Source organism: Nocardia sp. NPDC050378, assembly GCF_040655675.1.
GTDB lineage: Bacteria > Actinomycetota > Actinomycetes > Mycobacteriales > Mycobacteriaceae > Nocardia > Nocardia coubleae.
In genome coordinates this window covers 1-20,311 of the sequence record NZ_JBFAKI010000021.1, presented here as the reverse complement: position 1 = coordinate 20,311, position 20,311 = coordinate 1, and the positions used below count along the sequence as shown (strand labels likewise).

The following is a 20,311-nucleotide window of genomic DNA, read 5'->3' as shown; positions in this document are numbered from 1 at the left end:
TCTGTTCCATCGAAAGGAATACCGATCACCGTGTTCACAGGTGTCTCCTCCGCACGTCACCGCGCGCTCCCCGCCCTCGCGCTGCTCACCGCCGTGGTCACCGGTTGCGGTGCGCCCGCACCGGCCACCACCACGGCGGAAGACGGCTTCCCCCTTACTGTTTCGAGTTGTGGGCGCGATGTCACGTTCACCGCGCCACCGCAGCGGGTCGTCACCGTCGGCTCCATCGCCGCACCGACGATCGCCGCTGCCGGTGCCGCCGACCGCATCGTCACCCGCACCTTCGAAGCCGCCGCTTTCCCCGGCCAGTACGGCGATGCCCTGAAAGGCATCGAAATCACCGCCCCCACCGCCGAACTCGCTCGCGAGGAGATCATCGCCCGCTCCCCCGACCTCGTGGTGAGCGTCGAGGGACTGTCGGTGACCCCCGACGACCTGGCCCAGGTGAACATCCCGCTGATCGTCACCCGTGGCTACTGCCGCGACGCGGCGGGCACCTTCGAGGACGTCTTCGCCGACATCTCGCTCTACGGCAAGCTCTTCGGCACCGCGCCCGCCGCCGACGCCGAAGTCGCGACGCTACGGCAGCGCGTGCGAACCGTCACCGAAAAGCACAGCGGCACAACTACTCCTCGCCGTGCCGCCGCGCTGATCCTGTCGCGGGACGGTGCCCAGCTCAAGGCCTACGGCTCCCAGAGCACCGTCCACGAACAGATGCGGATCCTCGGCCTGTCCAACATCTACGGCGACATCACCAAACGCAATTTCGAAGCCAACACCGAAACGCTCATCGCCCAGGACCCCGAGGTGATCATCCTGCTCACCCAGGGCGACCAGACCCCCGAGTCGGTGCGAACCACCCTGCGCCAGCGCCCCGAACTGGCCGGACTGCGCGCCATCCGCGACAACCGGATCATCGTCGCGCCCTTCGGTTACACCGGGCCGGGACCGGTCGCCGTCGAGGGTCTGGAAGTGCTCGACCGCGAACTGGCGGGCCTGCGATGACCGCGACCACCACCGACTATCTCGTCCGCCCGGCCGGTCCCGCCGACCTGGCCGGCGCGCGCAGCGTCATGCTCGACACCTTCTACCTGGTGTTCGGCATCGGCTACCTGCCCGAACACCACCACGACGTGATCGACCTCGACGCCACGTACCTGCGTCACCCGCGCAATCGGCTGTGGGTGGCCGAGCACGAGGGAGTCGTCGTCGGCACCACCGCGATCCGCGCGAAGGGTCCCGCGCACCCACCCCATCCGGCCGAGCTGGCACACCGCTATCCCGACGACACCACCGCCCAGCTGTTCCGGGTCTACGTCCGGCCCGAACACCACCGGCGCGGGCTGGCCACCCGGCTCGTCACCGCCGCCGTCGAAACTGTCCAGGACACACCGGAATTCGACCGGCTGTACCTGCACACCGACGCGCGGACACCGGGCGCTCTGGAGTTCTGGCTCACCTTCGGCCACATCGTGCACGACGCGCGGGGTCCGCACGACGGATTCCAGACGGTGCACCTCGAGATCCCCCTCGACCGGCCGAATCGGGAACTGGCGCGGTGACGGCACACACGGCACTATCGAACTCGTGGAACAGCAGCGAAACCGCCCGCGTTCGGGTGCCGTGTCGTGACCGTGCTCGCACCGGGAGAGAACCGGCCCGCGCCGGGCGATGAGCTGACCGTCACCGTGGCCTGTTCGGCCCCGGTCGACGTGTCGGCCCTGTTGCTCGATACCGCGGGCAAGGTGCGCTCCGACGCCGACTTCGTCTTCTTCAACCAGCCGACCGGGCCGGGCGTGGTGTACCGGCACGGCAACGGTGGACCCGACATCGTGCAGGTGACGACCTCCGCGCTGCCCGCCGACGTGGACAAGGTGGTGGTCACGGCAAGTCTCGACGGGCGCGGACCCGCCACCTTCGCCGCCGTCGGCAACCTCACCGCCACCATCCAGTCCGGGCCGACGGCTCTGACGTTCCCCGTCTCCGGGCTCACCACCGAGAGCGGTGTGGTGTGCGTGGAGATCTACCGGCGCGGCGGGGCGTGGAAGGTGCGCGCCATCGGCCAGGGATACGACGACGGGCTCGCGGGCATCGCGTCGGCCTACGGGGTGAACCTGGACGACGAACCGGAACCCGCCGCGCCCCAGGGCAATACGGCGCTTACCGCGCACCCGCCACAGGGTGCACCGCAGCATCCCGGCGCCCCGATGCCTCCCGGGCAGTTCCCCCCGCCTGGTCAACCGGGTTCCCCACCACCCGCTCACTTCGGTGCGCAACCCTCGTACGCCTCTCAGCAAGGAGTCCCGCCCGTGCACAGCGACCTGTTCGACCCCTCGCATGCCGAGGTCAACGGCCTCGGCATCCAGAAGCAGGGCGGCAAGATGGTCAAGGTCGGGTTGAACGGGGAGGTGATGGCGCGGTCCGGGTCGATGGTGGCCTACCAGGGTGACCTGAAATTCGAAGCGCTCGGCTCCGGCGGCATCGGCCGCGCGATCCGGCAGCACCTCACCGGCGAGGGTGTGCCCTTGATGAAGGTGAGCGGCCGCGGCGATCTGTTCCTGGCCAACAGCGCCGCCGACGTGCACATCATCGACCTCGACGGCTCCGACGGTCTCACCATCAACGGCGCCAACGTCCTCGCCTTCGACTCCACCCTGCGCTACGACATCGGCCGGGTACAGGGCGCGGCCGGCATCGCCTCCAACGCAGGCCTTTTCAACTGTGTCTTCACCGGCCGCGGCCGCATCGCCATCACCACCCACGGCACCCCGGTAGTCCTCACCGTCGACCAGCCCACCTACGCCGACCCCAACGCCGCCGTAGCCTGGTCCTCGAGTCTGCAGACAGGCATCAAACGCAACGACTCCTTCGGCCTCGGCCGCCTCATCGGCCGCAGCACCGGCGAAGCGAGCACCCTGTCCTTCTCCGGCCGTGGCTTCGTCATCGTCCAGCCCTCCGAACTCCCACCCGGCGGCCTCCTCGGCGGCACCGGCGGCGGCCAGCAAGCAGGCACCGGCGGCAGCCTCTTCGGCTGACACACACACGAAACCGCCCTGGTTCACTCGGAACCAGGGCGGTTTTGCGTGTGTGTCAGGAGCGCCTACGACCCCGCGCGCTCCTTGCGGGCCTGCCTCCGGGCCTCGCGCATCTCGTTGAGTTCCTGTTCCAGGCTCTCGGCGATGCGGAACTGGCCGGTGTCGTAGATGCTGGTCGGTTCGATGGCCTCGTAGCCGAAGTTGGCTTCGGCGAAGGCCTTTTCGACCCGGGCCTCGATGTCGGAGATCGTGCTCTTGCGGGCGGCGGGGACCGAGTCGGTGGTCTTCACCTGCTCGGCCGGTTTGGGCGTTTCCTTCACCGGTTCGGCGGCGGCGACGACGGTCTTCTTCGCTGTGGCCTTGTCACCCGAGGACGGCTTGCCGATGCCGAAACGCTTGCGCTTCTCGGCCGGCCTGCCGTTGGAGACCGGCTCGGACGGGGTCCAGGCGGGTTCGCGGGTGATCGGGGCGGTCACCGACGGCGCGGGCGGCGCCGACTCGATGCGGGTACTTCCGGTCATCGGTGGGGTGTAGGTGAGGCGCACGCCGTCGACGGCCTGGCGGTTGAGGATGCTCTCGGCGGGGTCGGGCAGGTCCCTGACCTGGCTGGTCGCCCGGGTGATCGCCAGGCCGTACCTGGCACTCACCGCGTCGTGGATGAGCAACGCGACACCGATCATCACGGGCGCGACGGCATGCACCGCGGCGTCGTACCAGCGGCCGTCACGCACATAGGGGTAGGTGTTGAGCGTGACGGTGAGCGAGAGCAGCGCCATCTCGGCCAGCGCCACCTGGCGCCGGTTGTCGATGACACCCCATTCGGCCACCTTGTTGGTACCGACCATGATGATGATCAGACACACGCTGATCATGGCCTCGAGCAGGTAACTGAACCAGAACAGCGGGTCCGTCGGCCCGCCGGGCGCGATGTTCTGCTGCACGTTCACCGCCGACCACAGCATGCCCGCGGCGACCACGCCCGCCAGCGCCTTCAATGACCAGGACCGGTGCCGATACAGCGAGGCGAGTTTGGCGTGCGGGCTCGATTCGCGCCGCTGGGCGGCCATCGCCTTCCTGGCGAGCAGCAGATCTCGCATGTCGGCCTTCTCGATAGCTTCGGTGGTCTGCCTTGCACGGTCCGAGGCCTGCGCCATCGCCTGGGTGTGTTTCCAGCGCTGTTCGCGATCCTGTTCACGGATGCGTTCGGCGAGTTCACGTTCGGCGCGCAGTTCGTCCTCGGACAGGGCGTCGGTGAGCGCCGGGTCGAACTGGTAGGCGAGTCGTCCGCGCGCCCGTTCGACGCGCTGGGCGAGCTGGCTGACGTCGTCCTCGAGGGGCGATTCGCTGGTCATGCCAGACCACCGCCCCGGGATCGCGATGGCAGACAGGTGAGCACACGTGTGAACGGCACACGCCATTCTTAGTGCATTCACCCTCCGGCGCGAAACCGATGCTCCCACACCACTGCCCAAACGCGGCGCGCCGCGAGCGACACGCGCATTTCACACCGGCGGCCGAAACAGCCCACTTTTCACTTCACTGCGGCTCAAATGTTGTCGAACACCGTTCGCGACCCCGATCGAAGCCGCTATTGTCACTCCGCCAATATTGGTACACACTGTATCCGTAACCACCGGTCACGCCTGAGGCCGGTGCTGTGCCGAGCCGTAATAAGGAGACTCGATGGCCGCCAATCGGTCCAGCTGGATGAACGAGGATCTGGACGCCCTGCGCGACCTCGCCCGCGCCTTCATGGCCAAGGAACTCGCCCCTAATATCGACAAGTACCGCGAGCAGCACCATGTGGATCGCGACCTGTGGAACAAGGCGGGCGAAGTGGGTCTGCTCTGTCTGTCGATCCCGGAGGAGTACGGCGGCGGTGGCGGCACCTTCGCCCACGAGGCGGTGCTGATGGAGGAGCAGGCGCGCGCCGTCGACACCTCGTGGGGCGTGAGCCTGCACAACGGCATCGTCGCCCACTACCTGCTCGCCTACGGCACCGAGGAGCAGAAGAAGCAGTGGCTGCCCAAGATGGCCTCCGGTGAGGTCGTCGGTGCCATCGCCATGACCGAGCCCGGCACCGGCTCCGACCTGCAGGCCGTGAAGGCCAAGGCGATCCGCGACGGCGACGAGTACGTCATCAACGGCTCCAAGACCTTCATCACCAACGGCGCCCAGGCCGATCTCATCATCGTGGTCGCCAAGACCGACCCCACCCAGGGTGCCTCCGGCGTCTCGCTGGTGCTGGTCGAGGCCGACCGCGAGGGCTTCCGTCGCGGCCGCGTGCTCGACAAGATCGGTCAGAAGGGTCAGGACACCTCCGAGCTGTTCTTCGAGGACGTGCGCGTCCCGGTGAGCAACCTGCTCGGCACCCAGGAGGGTCAGGGCTTCGTCCAGCTGATGCAGCAGCTGCCCCAGGAGCGCCTGATCGTGGCCCACGGTGCGGTCGCGGGCATGGAGGTCGCGCTCGAGCACACGCTGCGCTACACCAAGGAGCGCGAGGCGTTCGGCCGTCCGGTGTTCGGTTTCCAGAACACCAAGTTCAAGCTGGCCGAGGTCGCCACCGAGGCCCGCATCGCGCGCGTGTTCATCGACGACTGCATCGAGAAGCACCTGCGCGGCGAGCTCGACATCCCCACCGTCGCGATGGCCAAGTGGTGGTGCACCGACAAGGCGATGCAGATCGCCGACACCTGCCTGCAGCTGTTCGGTGGCTACGGCTACATGAACGAGTACCCGATCGCGCGCATGTGGGTGGACAACCGCGTGCAGCTGATCTACGCGGGCACCAACGAGATCATGAAGGAGATCATCGCGCGCAGCCTGTAGGACCGCGGGCGGAACCGTCCGACCTATCCGTATCAGCGACCGGGACGAATGTTCTGCGGAAAACGGTACGAACTCGGACAGGACGGTGCGGCGAAACGTGGACAGGGAACCGGGACTGCCTGCCCGCGCCGACATGATGCGCGCCGTGTGCGGGGTCACCGGGTCCGCCGACCCCGTGCTCACGGCCGCGCACGAACTGGCGGCCCTGCACGAACGCCGCGAACAGCTGGTGCCCGGCGACACCAGCGATATCGATTGGGAGCGCGCCCGGTTGGTCTGCGAGATCGACCGCTGGGTGCTGCTCCGCTCGCCGAAACCACCGACAACGGCGCCGATGCACACCGAGAGCATCGGCGCCGTTGTCGATCGCATGGCCCATTTCGCCGCGCTCACCTACCGGGCGCTGGCCTGCGGCGCCGAGGACGAGTTGCGTGCCGCTCAGCAGCGGCTGCACGAATTGGCCTGCGGCTACAACGATCTCGTCGCCGAGGTGGCCAACGGCACGCGCCGCCTGCCCGACGGCTCCGACGACGCCCCCGGCAGCGGCCGCGACCAAGCCGACCAGCATCGGCCGGGCACCGAATAGCCTTCTTCAATACATTCGCAGTGCGACCAACCGCCAGGTGTCCTTGCTCGATTCGATCCGTCCGGCGATGGCGAGGGTGCGCTCGCCCCGCTGATACAGGGCGAACACCTCGGCTGCTCCCGGTTCGGCCGAGGTCTGCCGGACACGGGTGAGATTGGCGGCGCCCAATCCCTTTCCTGGAACCAGATCCTGGGCGAGCATGGTGGCGACCGCCGACACCACCAGCGGATCGGCGAAGGGTCGCAGATGCGTGACCGACCGCCGCCGGTCCAGGACTTCGAGCACCCACCGCAGCACCTGCTCGGCGAATCGCATTGTGTCCGGCGTTGATTCGACGGCCGGCGTCTGCGCAACACACGCACCGCGTACCGCGCGCCTGATCCCCGCGGGCGTGCCGTGCCCGGACCGCCGCGTGCGCGCCCGGGTAACCCGATGCGGCACAACCTCTTCCGATCGCCCGCCGTGCTCCAAGCGCGGCTCACAGTGCGGCGCGGGCAACAACGACGTTCCCTCCATCGACCCAGACATGGGCTGTCCCCTCGAGTCCCGCCCACACACTCCCCAGTGCTGGCGCACAGCATGCCACGACCCGCCGACAAGTGTGCGCGGAATCGGCGCGAACAGGCTGGTCAGAACAGTGTCATCGGTTCCTCGGTGCCGCCAACGGGTTGCGGTGGCAGCTCGGGAACCACCGCGGCGACCTCGGCGTGGAACCGGCGGGCCAGGTCGCGGGCCGCCGCGTTGTCGGGCGTGTGCACGAAGACCGTCGGCGACCGGCCTTCCCGCAACCACCGCGCCACCGTCTCCACCCAGGGCGCCCACCCGGCCACCGTGCGCTCCTCGTCGGAACGGCCGTGATAGCGCACGATCGGGTACTCGGTGAGCGCTCGGGTACGCCTGGGCACCCGAGGCTTCTTCGCCCGCGCCTCCACCTCGGCCGGGTCGGCCGAGGGCCCGTCGAACAGCACCGTCGTATCGAAGGGCACCCATTCGGCGCCGATTCGCCCGAGCACCCGTTCCAGCTGCACGGCGGCGCGGTCGTCGGTGAAGAAGGCCGGGTGCCGCACCTCGACGGCGCAGCGCAGGCCCGAGGGCAGCTCACGCTGGAACCGGGCGAGCGCACCGAGATCACCGGGACCGAACGACGCGGGCAGCTGCAACCACAGCGCGTGCACCCGGGAGCCGAGCGGCGCCATCACGTCCAGAAAGGCGGCGAGTTCGGCGCGCGCGTCGACGAGCCTTCGTTCGTGGGTGATCGCCCTGGGCGGTTTGAGGACGAACCGGAAGTCCGGCGCGGTCTGACGCGCCCAGGATTGCACCGTCGAGGCCGAGGGGGTCGCGTAGAAGGTCGTATTGCCCTCCACGGCGCCGCAGTGCGCGGCGTAGGAACGCAGCTTCTCGGCCGACGCGGACCACTGCGGATGAGTCCACATCGCACACCCCACCCGCAGCTCACGCACTACCCGACCGTATTACAGCGAGCGCCCGTCCCTAAAATGAGACCGGTTGCCACCATTTCGCCCGTGCGCGTTTCCCCGGTGCGCGCACGACGGAAAGGGCCTGTGATGGCGATTCTCACCAGCGAGCGGCCCCGTGCTGTCCCGGCGACCCGCGCCTGGCAGGCGGTCTCGGCCGCCGTAGTGGCGATCGCCTGGGGCGGCAACGAGTTCGCCCCGTTGCTGGTGATGTACAAGGGGCACGGACTGGCCGCCACGGCCGTCGATCTGCTGCTCTTCTACTACGTGCTCGGCATCGTGCCCGCCCTGCTCATCGGCGGTCCGCTGTCGGACCGATTCGGCAGGCGCCCGCTCATGCTGCCCGCCCCGCTCGTCGCCGCGACCGGTTCGCTGTTGCTGGCGGCGGGGGCGTCGTCGGTGCCGATGCTCGCGGCCGGGCGGATGCTGTGCGGTGTCGCGCTCGGGCTGGCGATGGCCGTCGGCGGCAGCTGGCTCAAAGAACTGTCCGGGCCAGGCGTCGGCGCCCGCCGCTCGGCGATGAGCCTGACCGCGGGTTTCGCCCTCGGCGCGGGGGTGGCGGGCGTGCTCGCGCAGTGGGGTCCGCTGCCCGATTCCACCGCGTATCTGGTCAATGTGGCGCTGTGTGTTCTGGCGACGGCCTGGCTGGTGAGAGCGCCGGAAACCGTGCGGCGACAAACGCATCGAGCCCGCCTGCTCGACGATCTGAAGATCCCGGCCGCAGGTCACCGCCGCTTCTTGCGGGTCGCGGTGCCCGTGGCCCTGTGGTTGTTCACCGCCAACGCCACCGCCTACGCCGTGCTGCCCACGCTCATGCTCGGGCAGGTCGGCGAGGCCCCGATCGCGTTCTCCGCCCTGGTCACCATGGTCACGCTCGGCTGCGGTTTCACCATTCAATCGGTCGCGCGTCGCATCGACCGGCCCGGCACCGCCCGCGCCGCGGTGCTCGCGCTCGTGCTGCTCACCGCCGGCATGCTGCTCGCGGCGTGGACCGCGTCGACCCTCACCATCGGCGCGACGCTGCTCACCGCCGTGGTCCTCGGCAGCGGTTACGGCATCGGCCTGGTCGCGGGACTACAGCAGATCGAGCGGATCGCGGGTCCCGGGGACCTGGCCGGGCTGAACGCGGTGTTCTATTCGGTGAGTTACCTCGGTTTCGGTGTGCCCGCGATCCTGTCGGCGCTGCACGGCAGCTTCGGCTTCGGTTATCCCGCCATGTATCTGGTGACCGCGACGATCGCCGCGGCCTGCCTCGCGCTGGTCGCGGCCAACTATCGTGAACGGGTATGAGCACCGACCCGGTCGAAACCCTGCGCCGCTGGGCGGATTCGGGCGCGATCTGGCGGGTGCTCACCCGCCGCGCCGACAGCGTCACCATCGGTTTGTTCGAATGCACCGGCGGCCAGGAGGTCGACCGGTTCACCTCCGCCGACCCCGCGCTGCTGCGGTTCCTCGGCGAACGGACGAGCAGCGATAGCTGACCGATACTCTCCGCCGGGCTAGGCTGGGTTCGTTATCGCTTCACGCCCCGCCGGCCGTCTCGGCCGGATCGTCAAGTGAGGAGAGATCATGTCGGCACCCCCCAAGGGATTGGCCGTGGGAACCTGGGTCATCGACCCGGCCCACTCCAGCCTCGGCTTCTCGGTTCGTCACCTCATGGTGAGCAAGGTGCGCGGCCGGTTCACCGACTTCTCCGGCACCCTCGTCGTCCACGACGACGGCACCGCCGACACCGAAGCCGAGATCCAGGTCGCCTCGCTCACCACCGACAACCCCCAGCGTGACGCCCACCTGGCCACCGCCGACTTCTTCGACGCCGCCAACTACCCCACGGCCACCTTCAAGGCCACCGGATTCAAGGCCCTGAGCACCGAATTCAGCGTCACCGGCGATTTCACCGTTCGTGGCATCACCCATCCGGTCACCCTCGACGTGGAATTCCTCGGCACCGGCCCCGGCATGGCCGACGCGCCGGTCGCCGGTTTCACCGCGACCGCCACCGTGAACCGCCGCGATTTCGGCCTCACCATCGACATGCCGATGGCCGACGGCGGCGCGGTGATCGGCGACAAGATCAACCTGTCCCTCGACATCGAGGTCGGCCTGCAGAGCTGAGCGGAACCGGACCGAGGGAGGGGCAGATGATTCGACAACGTTGTTCGGCCGCGCTGGCCGCCGTGCTCGTGCTGCTGCTGGTCGCGGCCTGCGGCGGCTCGACCACCGACTCCGGGTCCTCGACCCGGACCCCACCCGAGGCCGTGGTCTCGGTGTCGCCCGAGCCGGGCGCCACCGAGATCGACCCGCTGGCCCCGGTCCGGGTCGGCACCAGCGAAGGCACGCTCACCTCGGTCACGATGACCAATGAGCAGGGCAACGAGGTGGAGGGCGTCTTCACCCCCGACCGCACCGCGTGGAAGCCGACCGAACCCCTCGGCTACGGCCGCACCTACACGATCACCGCCGCGACCGACCGCGGCACCGAGCCGACCACCTCGACGTTCACCACGCTGGCCCCCAACAACCAGACCAAGGTGTATTTCCGCACCACGGGCGGCACGGCCCTGTCACCACAGGGAACCTTCGGCGTCGGCACGGTTGTCGTGGCCCATTTCGACGAGAACGTGCCGGATCGCGCCACCGCCGAACGGCACCTGTCGGTCACCACCGACCCGCCCGTCACCGGCTCCTGGTACTGGCTCGACGACCGCAACGCCCACTGGCGCCCGCAGAACTACTACGAGCCGGGTACCCGCGTGACGCTCGCCGCAGATATCTACGGCAAGGACCTCGGCGGCGGCCTCTACGGCCAGGAGGACACCGAGACCAGCTTCACCATCGGCCCGTCCCACGTCTCGATCGTCGACGACACGACCAAACAGGTCCAGGTCTACGAGAACGGCACCCTCGTGCGCACCATGCCGACCTCGATGGGTCGCGGCGGCAGCGAGGAAGTCGCGGGCAAGACCATCTCCTTCTGGACCCAGCCCGGTATCTACACGGTGATGGACAAGGCCAATCCGGTGGTGATGGATTCCTCCACCTACGGTCTGCCCGTGAACTCGCGCCTCGGCTACAAGGAGACCATCGGCTGGGCGACCAGGATCAGCACCGACGGCATCTACCTGCATCAACTCGACGACACCATCTGGGCGCAGGGCAACACCAACGTCTCGCACGGCTGCCTCAACCTGAGCGGGGAGAACGCGCGCTGGTTCTACGAGTTCTCCCAGCCCGGCGATGTGGTGGAAATCCGCAATACCGGCGGCGCACCGCTCGAAGTGTGGCAGAACGGTGACTGGAGCGTGCCCTGGGACCAGTGGCTGGCGGGTAGTGCCCTGAGGTGAACCGGATCGATGAACCACCGGCGCCCTGGCCGCGCCGGCAGCCGCCCAGACGTATCGGCGCCCCACCCGTCCCCCGGTCGACCGGCCATGCCCGGTTGCGCCGCATCGGCTCGATCGTCACCAGGATGTTCGTCGCCGCCGTCGCGCTCGCGGTGCTGGCGGGTACCGGCCTCGCCTGGTCGGCGAAGAACGGTTTCGATGCCGGTTTCCTGCACTCCGACGCGCTGGGGGACGACGCGCCGCGCTCGCTCGACGGCGCGGTCAACATCCTGCTGATCGGCCTGGACACCCGCAAAGACCTCGACGGCAAGGACCTGCCGAAAGCGATCCTCGATCAGCTGCACGCCGGTGACGGCAGCGAAGGCGGCTACAACGCCAATTCGCTGATCCTGCTGCACATTCCGGCCGACATGAGCAAGATCGTCGCCTTCTCCATCCCCCGCGACAACTACGTGGCGGTCACCGGCATCCCCGGCTACTCGCGAATCAAGATCAAAGAGGCGTACGGCCTGAAAAAGGCCGTGGTGCAGGCGAAACTGATGGAGCAGGGTGTCGACGACCCGGTGGAACTCGAGCGCCGCAGCCGGGAGGCGGGCCGCGAATCCATCGTCACCACGGTGCGCAACCTGGTCGGGGTGCCGATCGACCGGTTCGCCGAGATCTCGCTCGCGGGGTTCTACGACCTTGCCGACGCGGTGGGCGGCGTCGATGTGTGCCTGACCAACGCCGTCGACGACAGCGAGTTCTCCGGCGCGGTGTTCCCGGCGGGCCGTCAGCACCTCGATGCGGCCCAGGCCCTCGCGTTCGTGCGCCAGCGCCACGGTCTGCCCAACGGCGACCTCGACCGCACCCACCGTCAGCAGGCGTTTCTCACCTCGGTCGCCAAGTCGCTCAAGGACTCCGGCACGCTCACCGATCTGAGCAAGCTGTCCGCCCTGATGGATGCCGCCCACCGCGACATCGTGCTGTCGCAAGGCTGGGATCTGTTCGAGTTCGTCCGCGATCTCGGTGCGGCGGGCAGCATCCCGGTCGAGTTCCGCACCCTGCCGGTGCTGCGCTACGACGTGATCGACGGCCAGGACGTCAATATCGTCGATCCGGCTGCCATCAAACGCGAGGTGCGCGCGGCTTTCGGTCAGCAGACCCCGACCACCACTATGGCGGCGGCGAATCCCGATGCCGTGGTGGACGTGCACAATGTCGGTTCGACGACCGGGCAGGCTGCCCTGGTGTCGAAGATGCTGACCGCGCGCGGCTACGGCAAGGGCGAGGTCGGCGGTGGTGACGGCAACGACGAGCCCTATTCGGCGGTCACCTACGGCCCCGGCGCTATCCAGGACGCGCGTGCTGTCGCCGAAATCCTCGGTGGCCTTCCGGTTTCCGCGTCACCCTGGGTTGAGGACGGCCACGTGCGCGTCATCCTCGGCACCGACTTCACTCCCCCGGCCGAACTGAGCCCGACCACCACCACCCGCCCCATAACCACGACGAGCAGCGTTGCCGGACAGCCCCTGCCGGACGCCGGGAAACCACTCACCACCAATATCGGCGACACGATCCCCTGCGTGAACTGATCCGCTCCGCGGTCGAAGACAAACGGCTCGGCCACCGGTTTCCCAGCGGCCGAGCCGTTTTCGGTGACTTCAGTCGACCGGAGCGTCAGGATAGTCCTGCTGCCGGTAACCCCCACGCAGCGTCCCGTCGAGGTACGCCGCCCGGCACGCGCGCCGGGCGATCTTGCCGCTCGAGGTCCGCGGAATCGAACCAGCAGGCACCAGCAGCACATCACGCACCGTCACGCCGTGCCTGCGCGAGATCGCCGCGCGCACCGTGTCGATGATCGGCTGCGGATCGAGTTTCGCGGCACCCGAACCTCTTTCGGCCACCACGACCAGCTGTTCGGCGATGTCGTCGGCATCGGCCACCCGCACCGGCGCGGGCAATTCTCCCGCCGGAACCGAGAACGCCGCGACGAAGCCCGGCCGCAGCGCGTTGCTCGCTTCCTGTGCCGAATACTCGAGGTCCTGCGGGTAGTGATTACGTCCGTCGACGATGACGAGGTCCTTCACCCGGCCGGTGATGAACAGTTCCCCGTCGTAGTAGGCACCGAAGTCGCCGGTGCGCATCCAGGTCGCGTCCGCCGGCGCGCCCTCGGCCCGGCTGCCGATCGGATTGCGGGTCACCCGGTTGTGGAAGGTCTGCGCTGTCTCCTCCGGCCGCCCCCAGTACCCGATGCCCATGTTGTCGCCGTGCAGCCAGATCTCGCCGACCTCGCCGTCACGCCGCTCGATACCCGTCTCCGGATCGACGATCACAGCCCACTGCGACCTGGCGACATACCCGCACGACACCTGGGCCACCGCCTGCGCGGCGTGCTCGTCGACCTCGACCATGCGCCCGGCATTGAGTTTGCCCCGGTCCACATAGACCACCCGCGCCTCGTCCTCGCGGCGGGTGGCCGATACGAACAGCGTCGCCTCGGCCATCCCGTAGCAGGGTTTGATCGCGGTCTTGGACAGCCCGAACGGCGCGAACGCCTCGTTGAACTTGCGCATCGAGGACACCGAAACCGGTTCGCTGCCGTTGATGAGCCCGATCACGTTCGACAGATCGAGTGTCTCGTCGCCTTTGGGCAACCCGCGCACCGCGGCGTGCTCGAACGCGAAGTTCGGTGCGGCCGAGTAGATCTCGGCACCGTCGGCCTGTGCGGCGAGTTCCTTGATCCAGCGCGAGGGCCTGCGCACGAACGCGCTCGGCGACATGATGGTGATGAACTTGCCGCCGATGGTCGGCAGGATCACCGTGAGCAGACCCATGTCGTGGAACAGCGGCAGCCAGGTGACACCGCGCGCGTTCTCGGTGATGCCGATGGCGTCGATCATCTGGAGCAGATTGGTGCCGACTGAGCGATGGGTGATCTCCACACCGGCGGGCACCCGGGTGGAGCCGGAGGTGTACTGCAGGTAGGCCACGCTGTCGATCGAGATGTCGGGCCTGCGCCAGCGCGATCCCACCGCGTCGGGAATCGCCTCCACCGCGATGATTCTCGGCCTTCGCGTGTTCGGCTGTTCACGGAAGAAGTTGCGTACCCCCGCCGCCGAACCGGTGACGGTGAGCACCGCGGCCGGTTCGCAGTCACCGAGCACCGCGTGCAACCGATCGCTGTGCCCCTGCTCCTCCGGATCGAACAACGGCACCGCGACATTGCCCGCGTACACCGCCGCGAACAGCGCCACCACATAGTCGAGCCCCTGCGGCGCCAGGACCGCAACACGGTCGCCCGGCTCGGTGACCTGCTGCAGACGCGCCGCCACCGCCCGCAACCGCACTCCGAACTCACGCCAGGTGAGCTCCTGGTACTCGCCGTCGCGTTCCCGCGAGTAATCGATGAACCGGTAGGCCAGCTCGTCGCCGTTGGCCTCGCTGTGCTTGTCGACGAAATCGATGAGCGTCTGGTTACCGGGAATTCGGATGGCGCCCTGCTCGTCGAGGTAGTCGTCGAGTGTCTCGCCGATCATCAGAACCGCCCGAAGGCCAAGGCCACGTTGTGCCCGCCGAAGCCGAACGAGTTGTTCACCGCGTAATCGATGCGGCCCGGCCGCGCCTGACCCGAGACCACATCGAGGTCGATCGCGGGGTCCTGGTTCTCCAGGTTCAGCGTGGGCGGGACGACGCTGTCGCGCACGCTGAGCACGGTGATCACCGATTCCAGCGCACCGACCGCGCCGATCGAATGCCCGAGCGCCGATTTCGGCGCGTACACCGAGGCATGCGACCCGATGGCCTTGCCGATCGCGTTGGCCTCGGCGGTGTCGCCGATGGGGGTAGCGGTGGCGTGGGCGTTGATGTGGGTGACGTCGGTGCGGCTGATGCCGCCGGTCTGCATGGCCCGCGTCATCGCCCGAGCCGCACCGGTGCCGTCGGGGTCGGGCGCGACCAGGTGGAAGCCGTCGGAGGTGACTCCCGCACCGAGCAGGCGCGCGTGGATCGTCGCCCCGCGCGCCTTGGCATGGGCCTCGGTCTCGATCACCATCATCGCCCCGGCCTCACCGAAGACGAAGCCGTCGCGGTCGACGTCGAACGGGCGTGAGGCGCCCTTGGGGTCGTGATTGCGGGTGCTCATGGCACGCATCTGGGTGAAGGCCGCGATCGGCACCGCCTGGATGCAGCCTTCCACCCCGCCGGTCACCACCATGTCGGCATCGCCCATCACGATCATCCGCCACGCGTTGGCGATGGCCTCCGAACCCGACGAACACGCCGAAACGGGCGTGGAAACGCCTGCGCGCGCGCCCAATTCGACGCCGACACACGCGGCGGCGCCGTTGGGCATCATGGCCGCCACGGTCTGCGGCGACACCTTCCGGTAGCCGCCGTTGGACAGCTTGTCCCGCGCGTACAGCAGGGATTCGGCACCGCCGAGCCCAGTACCGATGGAGACGCCGAGCCGGTCCAGGTCGACCTCGGGGCTGCCCGCGTTGCGCCAGACCTCACGGCCGAGCGCCACGGCCATCTGCTCGACGTAGGACAACCGGCGCGCCTCCTCGCGGGTGAGCGAGGCCGCCGGCGACACCTTCAGGTGACCACCGATCCGCACCGGAAGGTCGAAGTCGTCGATGAAGGAGTCCTCCAGGACGTCGATCCCGCTCTCGCCGTTGAGCAGACCTTTCCAGGTCGAGTCGACGTCGCCCGCGATCGACGTGGTCGCCGCAAGGCTCGTGACCACGATGTCCGTCATAATTCTTCGCTCACTCTCTCTAGCTATGCCACGACTGAACGGGAACCGCTGATGGAGCTGAACTGGTGAAGCGTAGAGAATGGCACCGCGTTTCGCCAGGTGCCTTGTGCCGGGTCTATTCTCGGCGACGACCGGCAACATTACCGACTCTTGCTTTTCCCTGCAGCGAAAGGGCACGAGCGTGGCCAGGAACCTCACCCAGCTGGAACTGCTGATCGAATTGGAAGATGTTGCGGCGCGCAATGTCGATCGTCATCTATCGATGGCCAAGGACTGGCATCCGCACGACTACGTGCCGTGGGAGCAGGGCCGCAACTTCGCATCGATGGGCGGAATCGATTGGGCGCCAGAGCAATCCGCCTTGAACGAGGTCGCCAAGGCAGCGATGATCACGAATCTGCTCACCGAGGACAACCTGCCCTCTTATCACCGGGAGATCGCCGAGAACTTCTCCCAGGACGGCGCCTGGGGCACCTGGGTCGGCCGCTGGACCGCCGAGGAGAACCGGCACGGCATCGTGATGCGTGACTATTTGGTCGTGACGCGCGGCGTCGACCCGGTCGCACTCGAGAACGCGCGAATGATCCACATGACCAACGGCTACTCGGCCATGTCGGTGGTCGACGAGAAGGCCGGTGCCTTCGCTGTGCGCGACACCTCCGGCGCCGGTTTCCTGTACTCGGTGGCGTATGTGACCTTCCAGGAACTGGCCACCCGGGTGAGCCACCGCAACACCGGCCGTGCCTGCGACGACCCGATCGCCGACCGCATGCTCGCCCGCATCGCCGCCGACGAGAACCTGCACATGATCTTCTACCGCAACCTGTGCGCTGCCGCCCTCGACCTGGCACCCGACCAGACCATGGAGGCGATCGCGACCATCGTGGCCGGTTTCCAGATGCCGGGCGCGGGCATGCCCGGGTGGCGCCGCAACGGTGTGCTGATGGCCAAGCACGGCATCTACGATCTGCGCCAGCACCTCGAGGAAGTCCTGCTACCGGTGCTGCGCAAATGGAACATCTTCGAGCGCACCGATTTCGGTCCGCGCGGCGAGCAGGCACGCGACGATCTGGCCGCCTTCCTCGACCGGTTGCGCCAGGACGTGGTGCGCTTCGAGGAACAGCGCGATCGTTCACTCGCGCGCGCGAAGCAACGTCAGCTGGTCTGATCGAGCGCGGGCGGCGACCGGTGCACCTGTGGCCGGATCGCCGCTCGCGCGTGGTGTTTGTTCCGGTACATCGCGGCGTCGGCGGCTTGGAGCAGTTCGTCGGCGGCGGCCGGTGGCTGTTCGAAGAAAGCGGTGCCGATGCTCACGCCCACGGCGAGCATGTGCCCGTCCACCTCGAGCGGCGCCGACAACGCCGCCATCAGCTCGTCGGCCAGCTCGGTCAATGCCTGTTCGCCCGAACACTTTTCGACGAGCACGAGGAATTCGTCGCCACCGATGCGCGCGGGCAGCGCCGAGCGGGGGCCGAGGGTGTCGCGAAGCCGGTCCCCGACTACCCGCAGCACCCGGTCACCGATGGTGTGGCCCCACAGATCGTTGATCTCCTTGAAGCCGTCGAGGTCCAGATAGCACACGCCGACCGGCGGTTCGGCGTCCGCGAGTCGGCTGAACAGGTGCGACCGGTTCGGCAGGCCGGTGAGCGCGTCGTGGTTGGCGTCGTGCCACAGCCGGTCGGCCAGCTGCTTGCGCTCGGTGACGTCGACCGCGACACCGACCAGGAACCGGATCGCGCCCTCGGCGTCACGAACCGCCGACATCGACAGGTCGATCGAGGTGACCCGACCGTCGTCGCGAATGTGTTCGGTCTCGGTCCGGAAGCTCTCCGACTCCCCGGCGACCATCCGCTGCAGTTCGACGAAGGCATCGTTGAGGTTCGCCGGGCCGAGGATGTCGGCGACGGTGCGCCCGACCATAGACTCGGGGGTCTGCCCGAGCATTTCGGCCAGCGTCAGGTTGCAGTTCACCACGCTGCCGGTCATGTCGACGGTGCCGATGCCGACCAGCGCACCGTCGAAAACGGCCTCGAAACGGGCCTCCGACAGGGCGCGCCGGTCCTCTGCCTCCTGCGCGGCCGAGAGCACCGCGGCCAGCGTCTGCTCCTGTTCGGCCAGTGCCGCCGCCCGCAGCGCGGCGGTGAAACCGGCCGCGAAGTCACCCGCCAAAGCGACTGCGCGACTACGGATTTCGGGAAGCGCCGGGTCGTCGAAACCGGCGGCGGCATGCTCGACGAGGTCGGTGCACAGCACCGGAACCGTGCGGCTCACCGCGGCCGGGTCCCGGTAGTTCACCGCGACCAGCATGCGCGCCGCCTGCCGGGCGACGTCGGGGTCCTCACCACCGCGGGCTGCATCGATGAGGCCCGTGCACAGGGCGGCGAGCATGTCCTCGATCTGGGAGCGGGTGAGGGTGGGAGCGACCACACCGTCGAGCGCGTCGGCCCACCGCTGCGCCAGCTCCCATGACCCCACCGTTCATCCGCCCCTGTCGTCGTCTCTCGCACCGCCGTGACGACGGGCTCAGCCCTTGCGCGCGACCCCACCGAGACCGAGCGAACGCCCGGGCTTCTCGTGCTGATCTCGCTCCGACTCAGGTCGCCACGCCGGCAGTTCCACCACGCCCGGCGACTCCAGATCCCAACCATCGAACATGGCGGCGATCGCGTCCTTGGGCCGGAAATGGATACCGACCCGGTTCTCGTTCGCCGCGTTGGCGCTCAGTTTACCCGCGTCCTCCGGCCGCAATTCCGAGGTCAGGTGGGAGATGGCGACGAGACTGCCCGGCGCGAGCACCTCGCGTAGCGCGCTCACTTTCCCCGCCGGATCGTCGTCGTCGGACACCAGATGCAGCACCGCGATCAGCAGCAGTCCGACCGGCTGCGCGAAGTCGATCAGTCCGGTGTCCCGGACGGCGGCCAGCAGGTCGTCGGTCTTGCGCAGGTCGGCCTCGATCGCGCCCGCCCGCTCGTTCCCGTGCAGGATCGTGCGCGAATGCATGACGGCCACCGGGTCGATGTCGACATAGAGCACACGCGCCTGCGGGTCGAGTTCGTGCACGATCTCGTGCACATTGCCCGCGGTGGGGATGCCGGAACCGATGTCGAGGAACTGGCGGATGCCCGCGTCGAGCATGAACCGGACGGCCCGCCGCAGGAACGCACGGTTGCTCAGCGCCAGGCGCGGCAGATCCGGCACCAGCTTGGTTCCCATTTCGGCAGCCATCCGGTCGACCGCGAAATTGTGCGAGCCACCGAGTAGTGCGTCGTACATCCGAGCCGGGCTCGGTTGCTGCATATCGACACCGTCCGGTGCCCAGGCAGGCCTGTCCATCGCCGATCAACCCCTGTCTTTCCGTGCCGCGCCCCGGCGGCATTCGATGATCGTAAACTCCGGCACCGACATCGGCGCGGTTCGGTTCACTTGTCCGCACCGTACGGCTGCGCCCACAGCGGCGCCACGTCCGGCGTCATCGTCGCGACGACCGGCACCCCGGCGGCCAGAAAGTTCTCCAGCGCCCGGCGCATATGGTCGGCGGAGGTGATGAGCACCGCCTTGTGCACGCCGAGTGCTGCCATGAGCTGTGCCGAGAACTGCGCGTTCTGCACGGTGGAACCGGCTTCGGTTTCGGCGTGCAGCCGGTGCCTGGCCACTCCGCGCACATGCAGCCAGTCGGCCATCACCTGCGCCTCGGTGACCCCGTTACGCGGGTTGCCGCCGGTGACGATCACCGGCGACGCGGGCGACATGTACGCCTGAACAAGCGCGGCGTGCAGCCGATTGCTCAACTCGGCACGCATGGTGCCGTCGGGTTGCAGGCCGTAGCCGAGTACGACGATCGCCGTCTCGGGGCCGTAGGTTTCGGGCAGGTCGATTCCCGCGACTCCCGCAAGGGAATTCGCGGCGCCGAGCATATCGGCGGTGACCCGGTCGGTGATGCCGGCGAGCGGGTCGGGTTCGGGTTCGGCGGCTACCGGTGCGGCGGTGAGGACCGCCCCGATGAGGGCGGCGGGCAGCACGAGTGCGGCAGCGCCGCGACGGAGAACTTGATGAGCGAGCCGGTCCATGCGACAACCTCCAGAGCGACGTCGCATCATGGTGACGGACAAGCGCTCCCGCCGCTGCCGAATCCGAAACATTCGCTGGTCGGTTCCGTTTCGTGCCCCGAATTGCCCTGGAAACAACGAAAGCCCCCTGACCGTAGTCAGGGGGCTTTCGTGAATGATTGTCCGGCGGTGTCCTACTCTCCCACACCCTGTCGAGTGCAGTACCATCGGCGCAGGTGGCCTTAGCTTCCGGGTTCG

At 68.2% G+C, this 20,311-nt stretch carries 19 protein-coding genes; 11 read left to right on the top strand and 8 right to left on the bottom strand.

Annotated elements, in window-relative coordinates:
- Positions 1–30: 30 nt before the first annotated feature.
- The 3 genes from AB0I35_RS29110 (at position 31) to AB0I35_RS29100 (ending at position 3,035) form a co-directional block, all read left to right on the top strand.
- The gene (locus AB0I35_RS29110) at positions 31–1,005 is read left to right on the top strand and encodes an ABC transporter substrate-binding protein (RefSeq protein ID WP_357399529.1); all 975 of its coding nucleotides are present in this window, start codon (positions 31–33) and stop codon (positions 1,003–1,005) included.
- A complete protein-coding gene (locus AB0I35_RS29105; RefSeq protein ID WP_357399528.1) occupies positions 1,002–1,562 on the top strand; it encodes a GNAT family N-acetyltransferase in 561 nt (186 codons plus the stop codon). The genes AB0I35_RS29110 and AB0I35_RS29105 overlap by 4 nt, the downstream gene beginning before the upstream one ends.
- A 66-nt stretch (positions 1,563–1,628) precedes the next feature.
- Positions 1,629–3,035 carry an AIM24 family protein gene (locus tag AB0I35_RS29100; protein WP_357399527.1) on the top strand — a complete coding sequence of 469 codons (1,407 nt, stop codon included), beginning with the start codon at positions 1,629–1,631 and terminating at the stop codon, positions 3,033–3,035.
- 65 nt (positions 3,036–3,100) lie between these two features.
- Here AB0I35_RS29100 and AB0I35_RS29095 read toward each other — a convergent pair whose 3' ends face one another.
- The gene (locus AB0I35_RS29095; RefSeq protein ID WP_357399526.1) at positions 3,101–4,387 is read right to left on the bottom strand and encodes a hypothetical protein; all 1,287 of its coding nucleotides are present in this window, start codon (positions 4,385–4,387) and stop codon (positions 3,101–3,103) included.
- A gap of 331 nt (positions 4,388–4,718) precedes the next feature.
- On the opposite strand from AB0I35_RS29095, the gene AB0I35_RS29090 reads away from it, so the two are divergent.
- Both AB0I35_RS29090 and AB0I35_RS29085 read left to right on the top strand, forming a co-directional pair.
- Positions 4,719–5,864, top strand: a complete 1,146-nt coding sequence (locus AB0I35_RS29090) for an acyl-CoA dehydrogenase family protein (RefSeq protein ID WP_357399525.1) — start codon at positions 4,719–4,721, stop codon at positions 5,862–5,864.
- A 97-nt stretch (positions 5,865–5,961) separates the two neighbouring features.
- On the top strand, positions 5,962–6,450 hold the full coding sequence (locus AB0I35_RS29085; protein WP_357399524.1) for a DUF4254 domain-containing protein: 489 nt from the start codon (positions 5,962–5,964) through the stop codon (positions 6,448–6,450).
- A gap of 6 nt (positions 6,451–6,456) precedes the next feature.
- Here AB0I35_RS29085 and AB0I35_RS29080 read toward each other — a convergent pair whose 3' ends face one another.
- Both AB0I35_RS29080 and AB0I35_RS29075 read right to left on the bottom strand, forming a co-directional pair.
- The gene (locus AB0I35_RS29080) at positions 6,457–6,765 is read right to left on the bottom strand and encodes an Rv3235 family protein (protein ID WP_357399523.1); all 309 of its coding nucleotides are present in this window, start codon (positions 6,763–6,765) and stop codon (positions 6,457–6,459) included.
- Positions 6,766–7,079: 314 nt separating this feature from the next.
- Entirely contained in the window at positions 7,080–7,910 is an 831-nt protein-coding gene (locus AB0I35_RS29075) for a DUF72 domain-containing protein (RefSeq protein WP_357399522.1), read from the bottom strand.
- 105 nt (positions 7,911–8,015) lie between these two features.
- Here AB0I35_RS29075 and AB0I35_RS29070 point away from each other — a divergent pair, with 105 nt between their 5' ends.
- The 5 genes from AB0I35_RS29070 (at position 8,016) to AB0I35_RS29050 (ending at position 12,843) form a co-directional block, all read left to right on the top strand.
- Entirely contained in the window at positions 8,016–9,215 is a 1,200-nt protein-coding gene (locus AB0I35_RS29070; RefSeq protein ID WP_357399521.1) for an MFS transporter, read from the top strand.
- On the top strand, positions 9,212–9,406 hold the full coding sequence (locus AB0I35_RS29065; RefSeq protein ID WP_067496910.1) for a hypothetical protein: 195 nt from the start codon (positions 9,212–9,214) through the stop codon (positions 9,404–9,406). Before AB0I35_RS29070 ends, AB0I35_RS29065 begins: the two co-directional genes overlap by 4 nt.
- 88 nt (positions 9,407–9,494) lie before the next feature.
- Complete coding sequence (locus tag AB0I35_RS29060) at positions 9,495–10,040, top strand: YceI family protein (protein ID WP_357399520.1); 546 nt, start codon at positions 9,495–9,497, stop codon at positions 10,038–10,040.
- Between the two features lie 26 nt (positions 10,041–10,066).
- A complete protein-coding gene (locus AB0I35_RS29055) occupies positions 10,067–11,269 on the top strand; it encodes an Ig-like domain-containing protein (protein ID WP_357399519.1) in 1,203 nt (400 codons plus the stop codon).
- Positions 11,266–12,843: an LCP family protein gene (locus AB0I35_RS29050; RefSeq protein ID WP_357399518.1), complete on the top strand. Its 1,578-nt coding sequence runs from the start codon at positions 11,266–11,268 to the stop codon at positions 12,841–12,843. Before AB0I35_RS29055 ends, AB0I35_RS29050 begins: the two co-directional genes overlap by 4 nt.
- Positions 12,844–12,912: 69 nt before the next feature.
- Here AB0I35_RS29050 and fadD32 read toward each other — a convergent pair whose 3' ends face one another.
- Complete coding sequence (gene fadD32 / locus AB0I35_RS29045; protein ID WP_357399517.1) at positions 12,913–14,787, bottom strand: long-chain-fatty-acid--AMP ligase FadD32; 1,875 nt, start codon at positions 14,785–14,787, stop codon at positions 12,913–12,915.
- A complete protein-coding gene (locus tag AB0I35_RS29040; RefSeq protein ID WP_357399516.1) occupies positions 14,787–16,007 on the bottom strand; it encodes a KasA/KasB family beta-ketoacyl-ACP synthase in 1,221 nt (406 codons plus the stop codon). The genes fadD32 and AB0I35_RS29040 overlap by 1 nt, the downstream gene beginning before the upstream one ends.
- A gap of 181 nt (positions 16,008–16,188) precedes the next feature.
- Here AB0I35_RS29040 and AB0I35_RS29035 point away from each other — a divergent pair, with 181 nt between their 5' ends.
- Positions 16,189–17,175, top strand: coding sequence for an acyl-ACP desaturase (locus AB0I35_RS29035; RefSeq protein WP_357399515.1), 987 nt, complete (start codon positions 16,189–16,191; stop codon positions 17,173–17,175).
- Here AB0I35_RS29035 and AB0I35_RS29030 read toward each other — a convergent pair.
- The 3 genes from AB0I35_RS29030 to AB0I35_RS29020 all read right to left on the bottom strand — a co-directional run bounded on the left by AB0I35_RS29030 (position 17,163) and on the right by AB0I35_RS29020 (position 20,074).
- Entirely contained in the window at positions 17,163–18,482 is a 1,320-nt protein-coding gene (locus AB0I35_RS29030; RefSeq protein ID WP_357399514.1) for a sensor domain-containing diguanylate cyclase, read from the bottom strand. The two genes, AB0I35_RS29035 and AB0I35_RS29030, sit on opposite strands and share 13 nt — an antisense overlap.
- Before the next feature lie 48 nt (positions 18,483–18,530).
- Positions 18,531–19,340, bottom strand: a complete 810-nt coding sequence (locus AB0I35_RS29025; protein ID WP_357399513.1) for an SAM-dependent methyltransferase — start codon at positions 19,338–19,340, stop codon at positions 18,531–18,533.
- A gap of 86 nt (positions 19,341–19,426) precedes the next feature.
- A complete protein-coding gene (locus tag AB0I35_RS29020; RefSeq protein WP_357399512.1) occupies positions 19,427–20,074 on the bottom strand; it encodes a YdcF family protein in 648 nt (215 codons plus the stop codon).
- Between the last annotated feature and the right edge of the window lie 237 nt (positions 20,075–20,311).

What these genes read in the sequence shown, in the direction of transcription:
- AB0I35_RS29105 (WP_357399528.1), top strand. Translation starts at nt 1,002, where the DNA reads ATGACCGCGACCACCACCGACTATCTCGTCCGCCCGGCCGGTCCCGCC.
- AB0I35_RS29095 (WP_357399526.1), bottom strand. Translation starts at nt 4,387, where the DNA reads ATGACCAGCGAATCGCCCCTCGAGGACGACGTCAGCCAGCTCGCCCAG.
- AB0I35_RS29090 (WP_357399525.1), top strand. Translation starts at nt 4,719, where the DNA reads ATGGCCGCCAATCGGTCCAGCTGGATGAACGAGGATCTGGACGCCCTG.
- AB0I35_RS29080 (WP_357399523.1), bottom strand. Translation starts at nt 6,765, where the DNA reads ATGCGATTCGCCGAGCAGGTGCTGCGGTGGGTGCTCGAAGTCCTGGAC.
- AB0I35_RS29070 (WP_357399521.1), top strand. Translation starts at nt 8,016, where the DNA reads ATGGCGATTCTCACCAGCGAGCGGCCCCGTGCTGTCCCGGCGACCCGC.
- AB0I35_RS29065 (WP_067496910.1), top strand. Translation starts at nt 9,212, where the DNA reads ATGAGCACCGACCCGGTCGAAACCCTGCGCCGCTGGGCGGATTCGGGC.
- AB0I35_RS29060 (WP_357399520.1), top strand. Translation starts at nt 9,495, where the DNA reads ATGTCGGCACCCCCCAAGGGATTGGCCGTGGGAACCTGGGTCATCGAC.
- AB0I35_RS29055 (WP_357399519.1), top strand. Translation starts at nt 10,067, where the DNA reads ATGATTCGACAACGTTGTTCGGCCGCGCTGGCCGCCGTGCTCGTGCTG.
- fadD32 (WP_357399517.1), bottom strand. Translation starts at nt 14,787, where the DNA reads ATGATCGGCGAGACACTCGACGACTACCTCGACGAGCAGGGCGCCATC.
- AB0I35_RS29040 (WP_357399516.1), bottom strand. Translation starts at nt 16,007, where the DNA reads ATGACGGACATCGTGGTCACGAGCCTTGCGGCGACCACGTCGATCGCG.
- AB0I35_RS29025 (WP_357399513.1), bottom strand. Translation starts at nt 19,340, where the DNA reads ATGGACAGGCCTGCCTGGGCACCGGACGGTGTCGATATGCAGCAACCG.
- AB0I35_RS29020 (WP_357399512.1), bottom strand. Translation starts at nt 20,074, where the DNA reads ATGGACCGGCTCGCTCATCAAGTTCTCCGTCGCGGCGCTGCCGCACTC.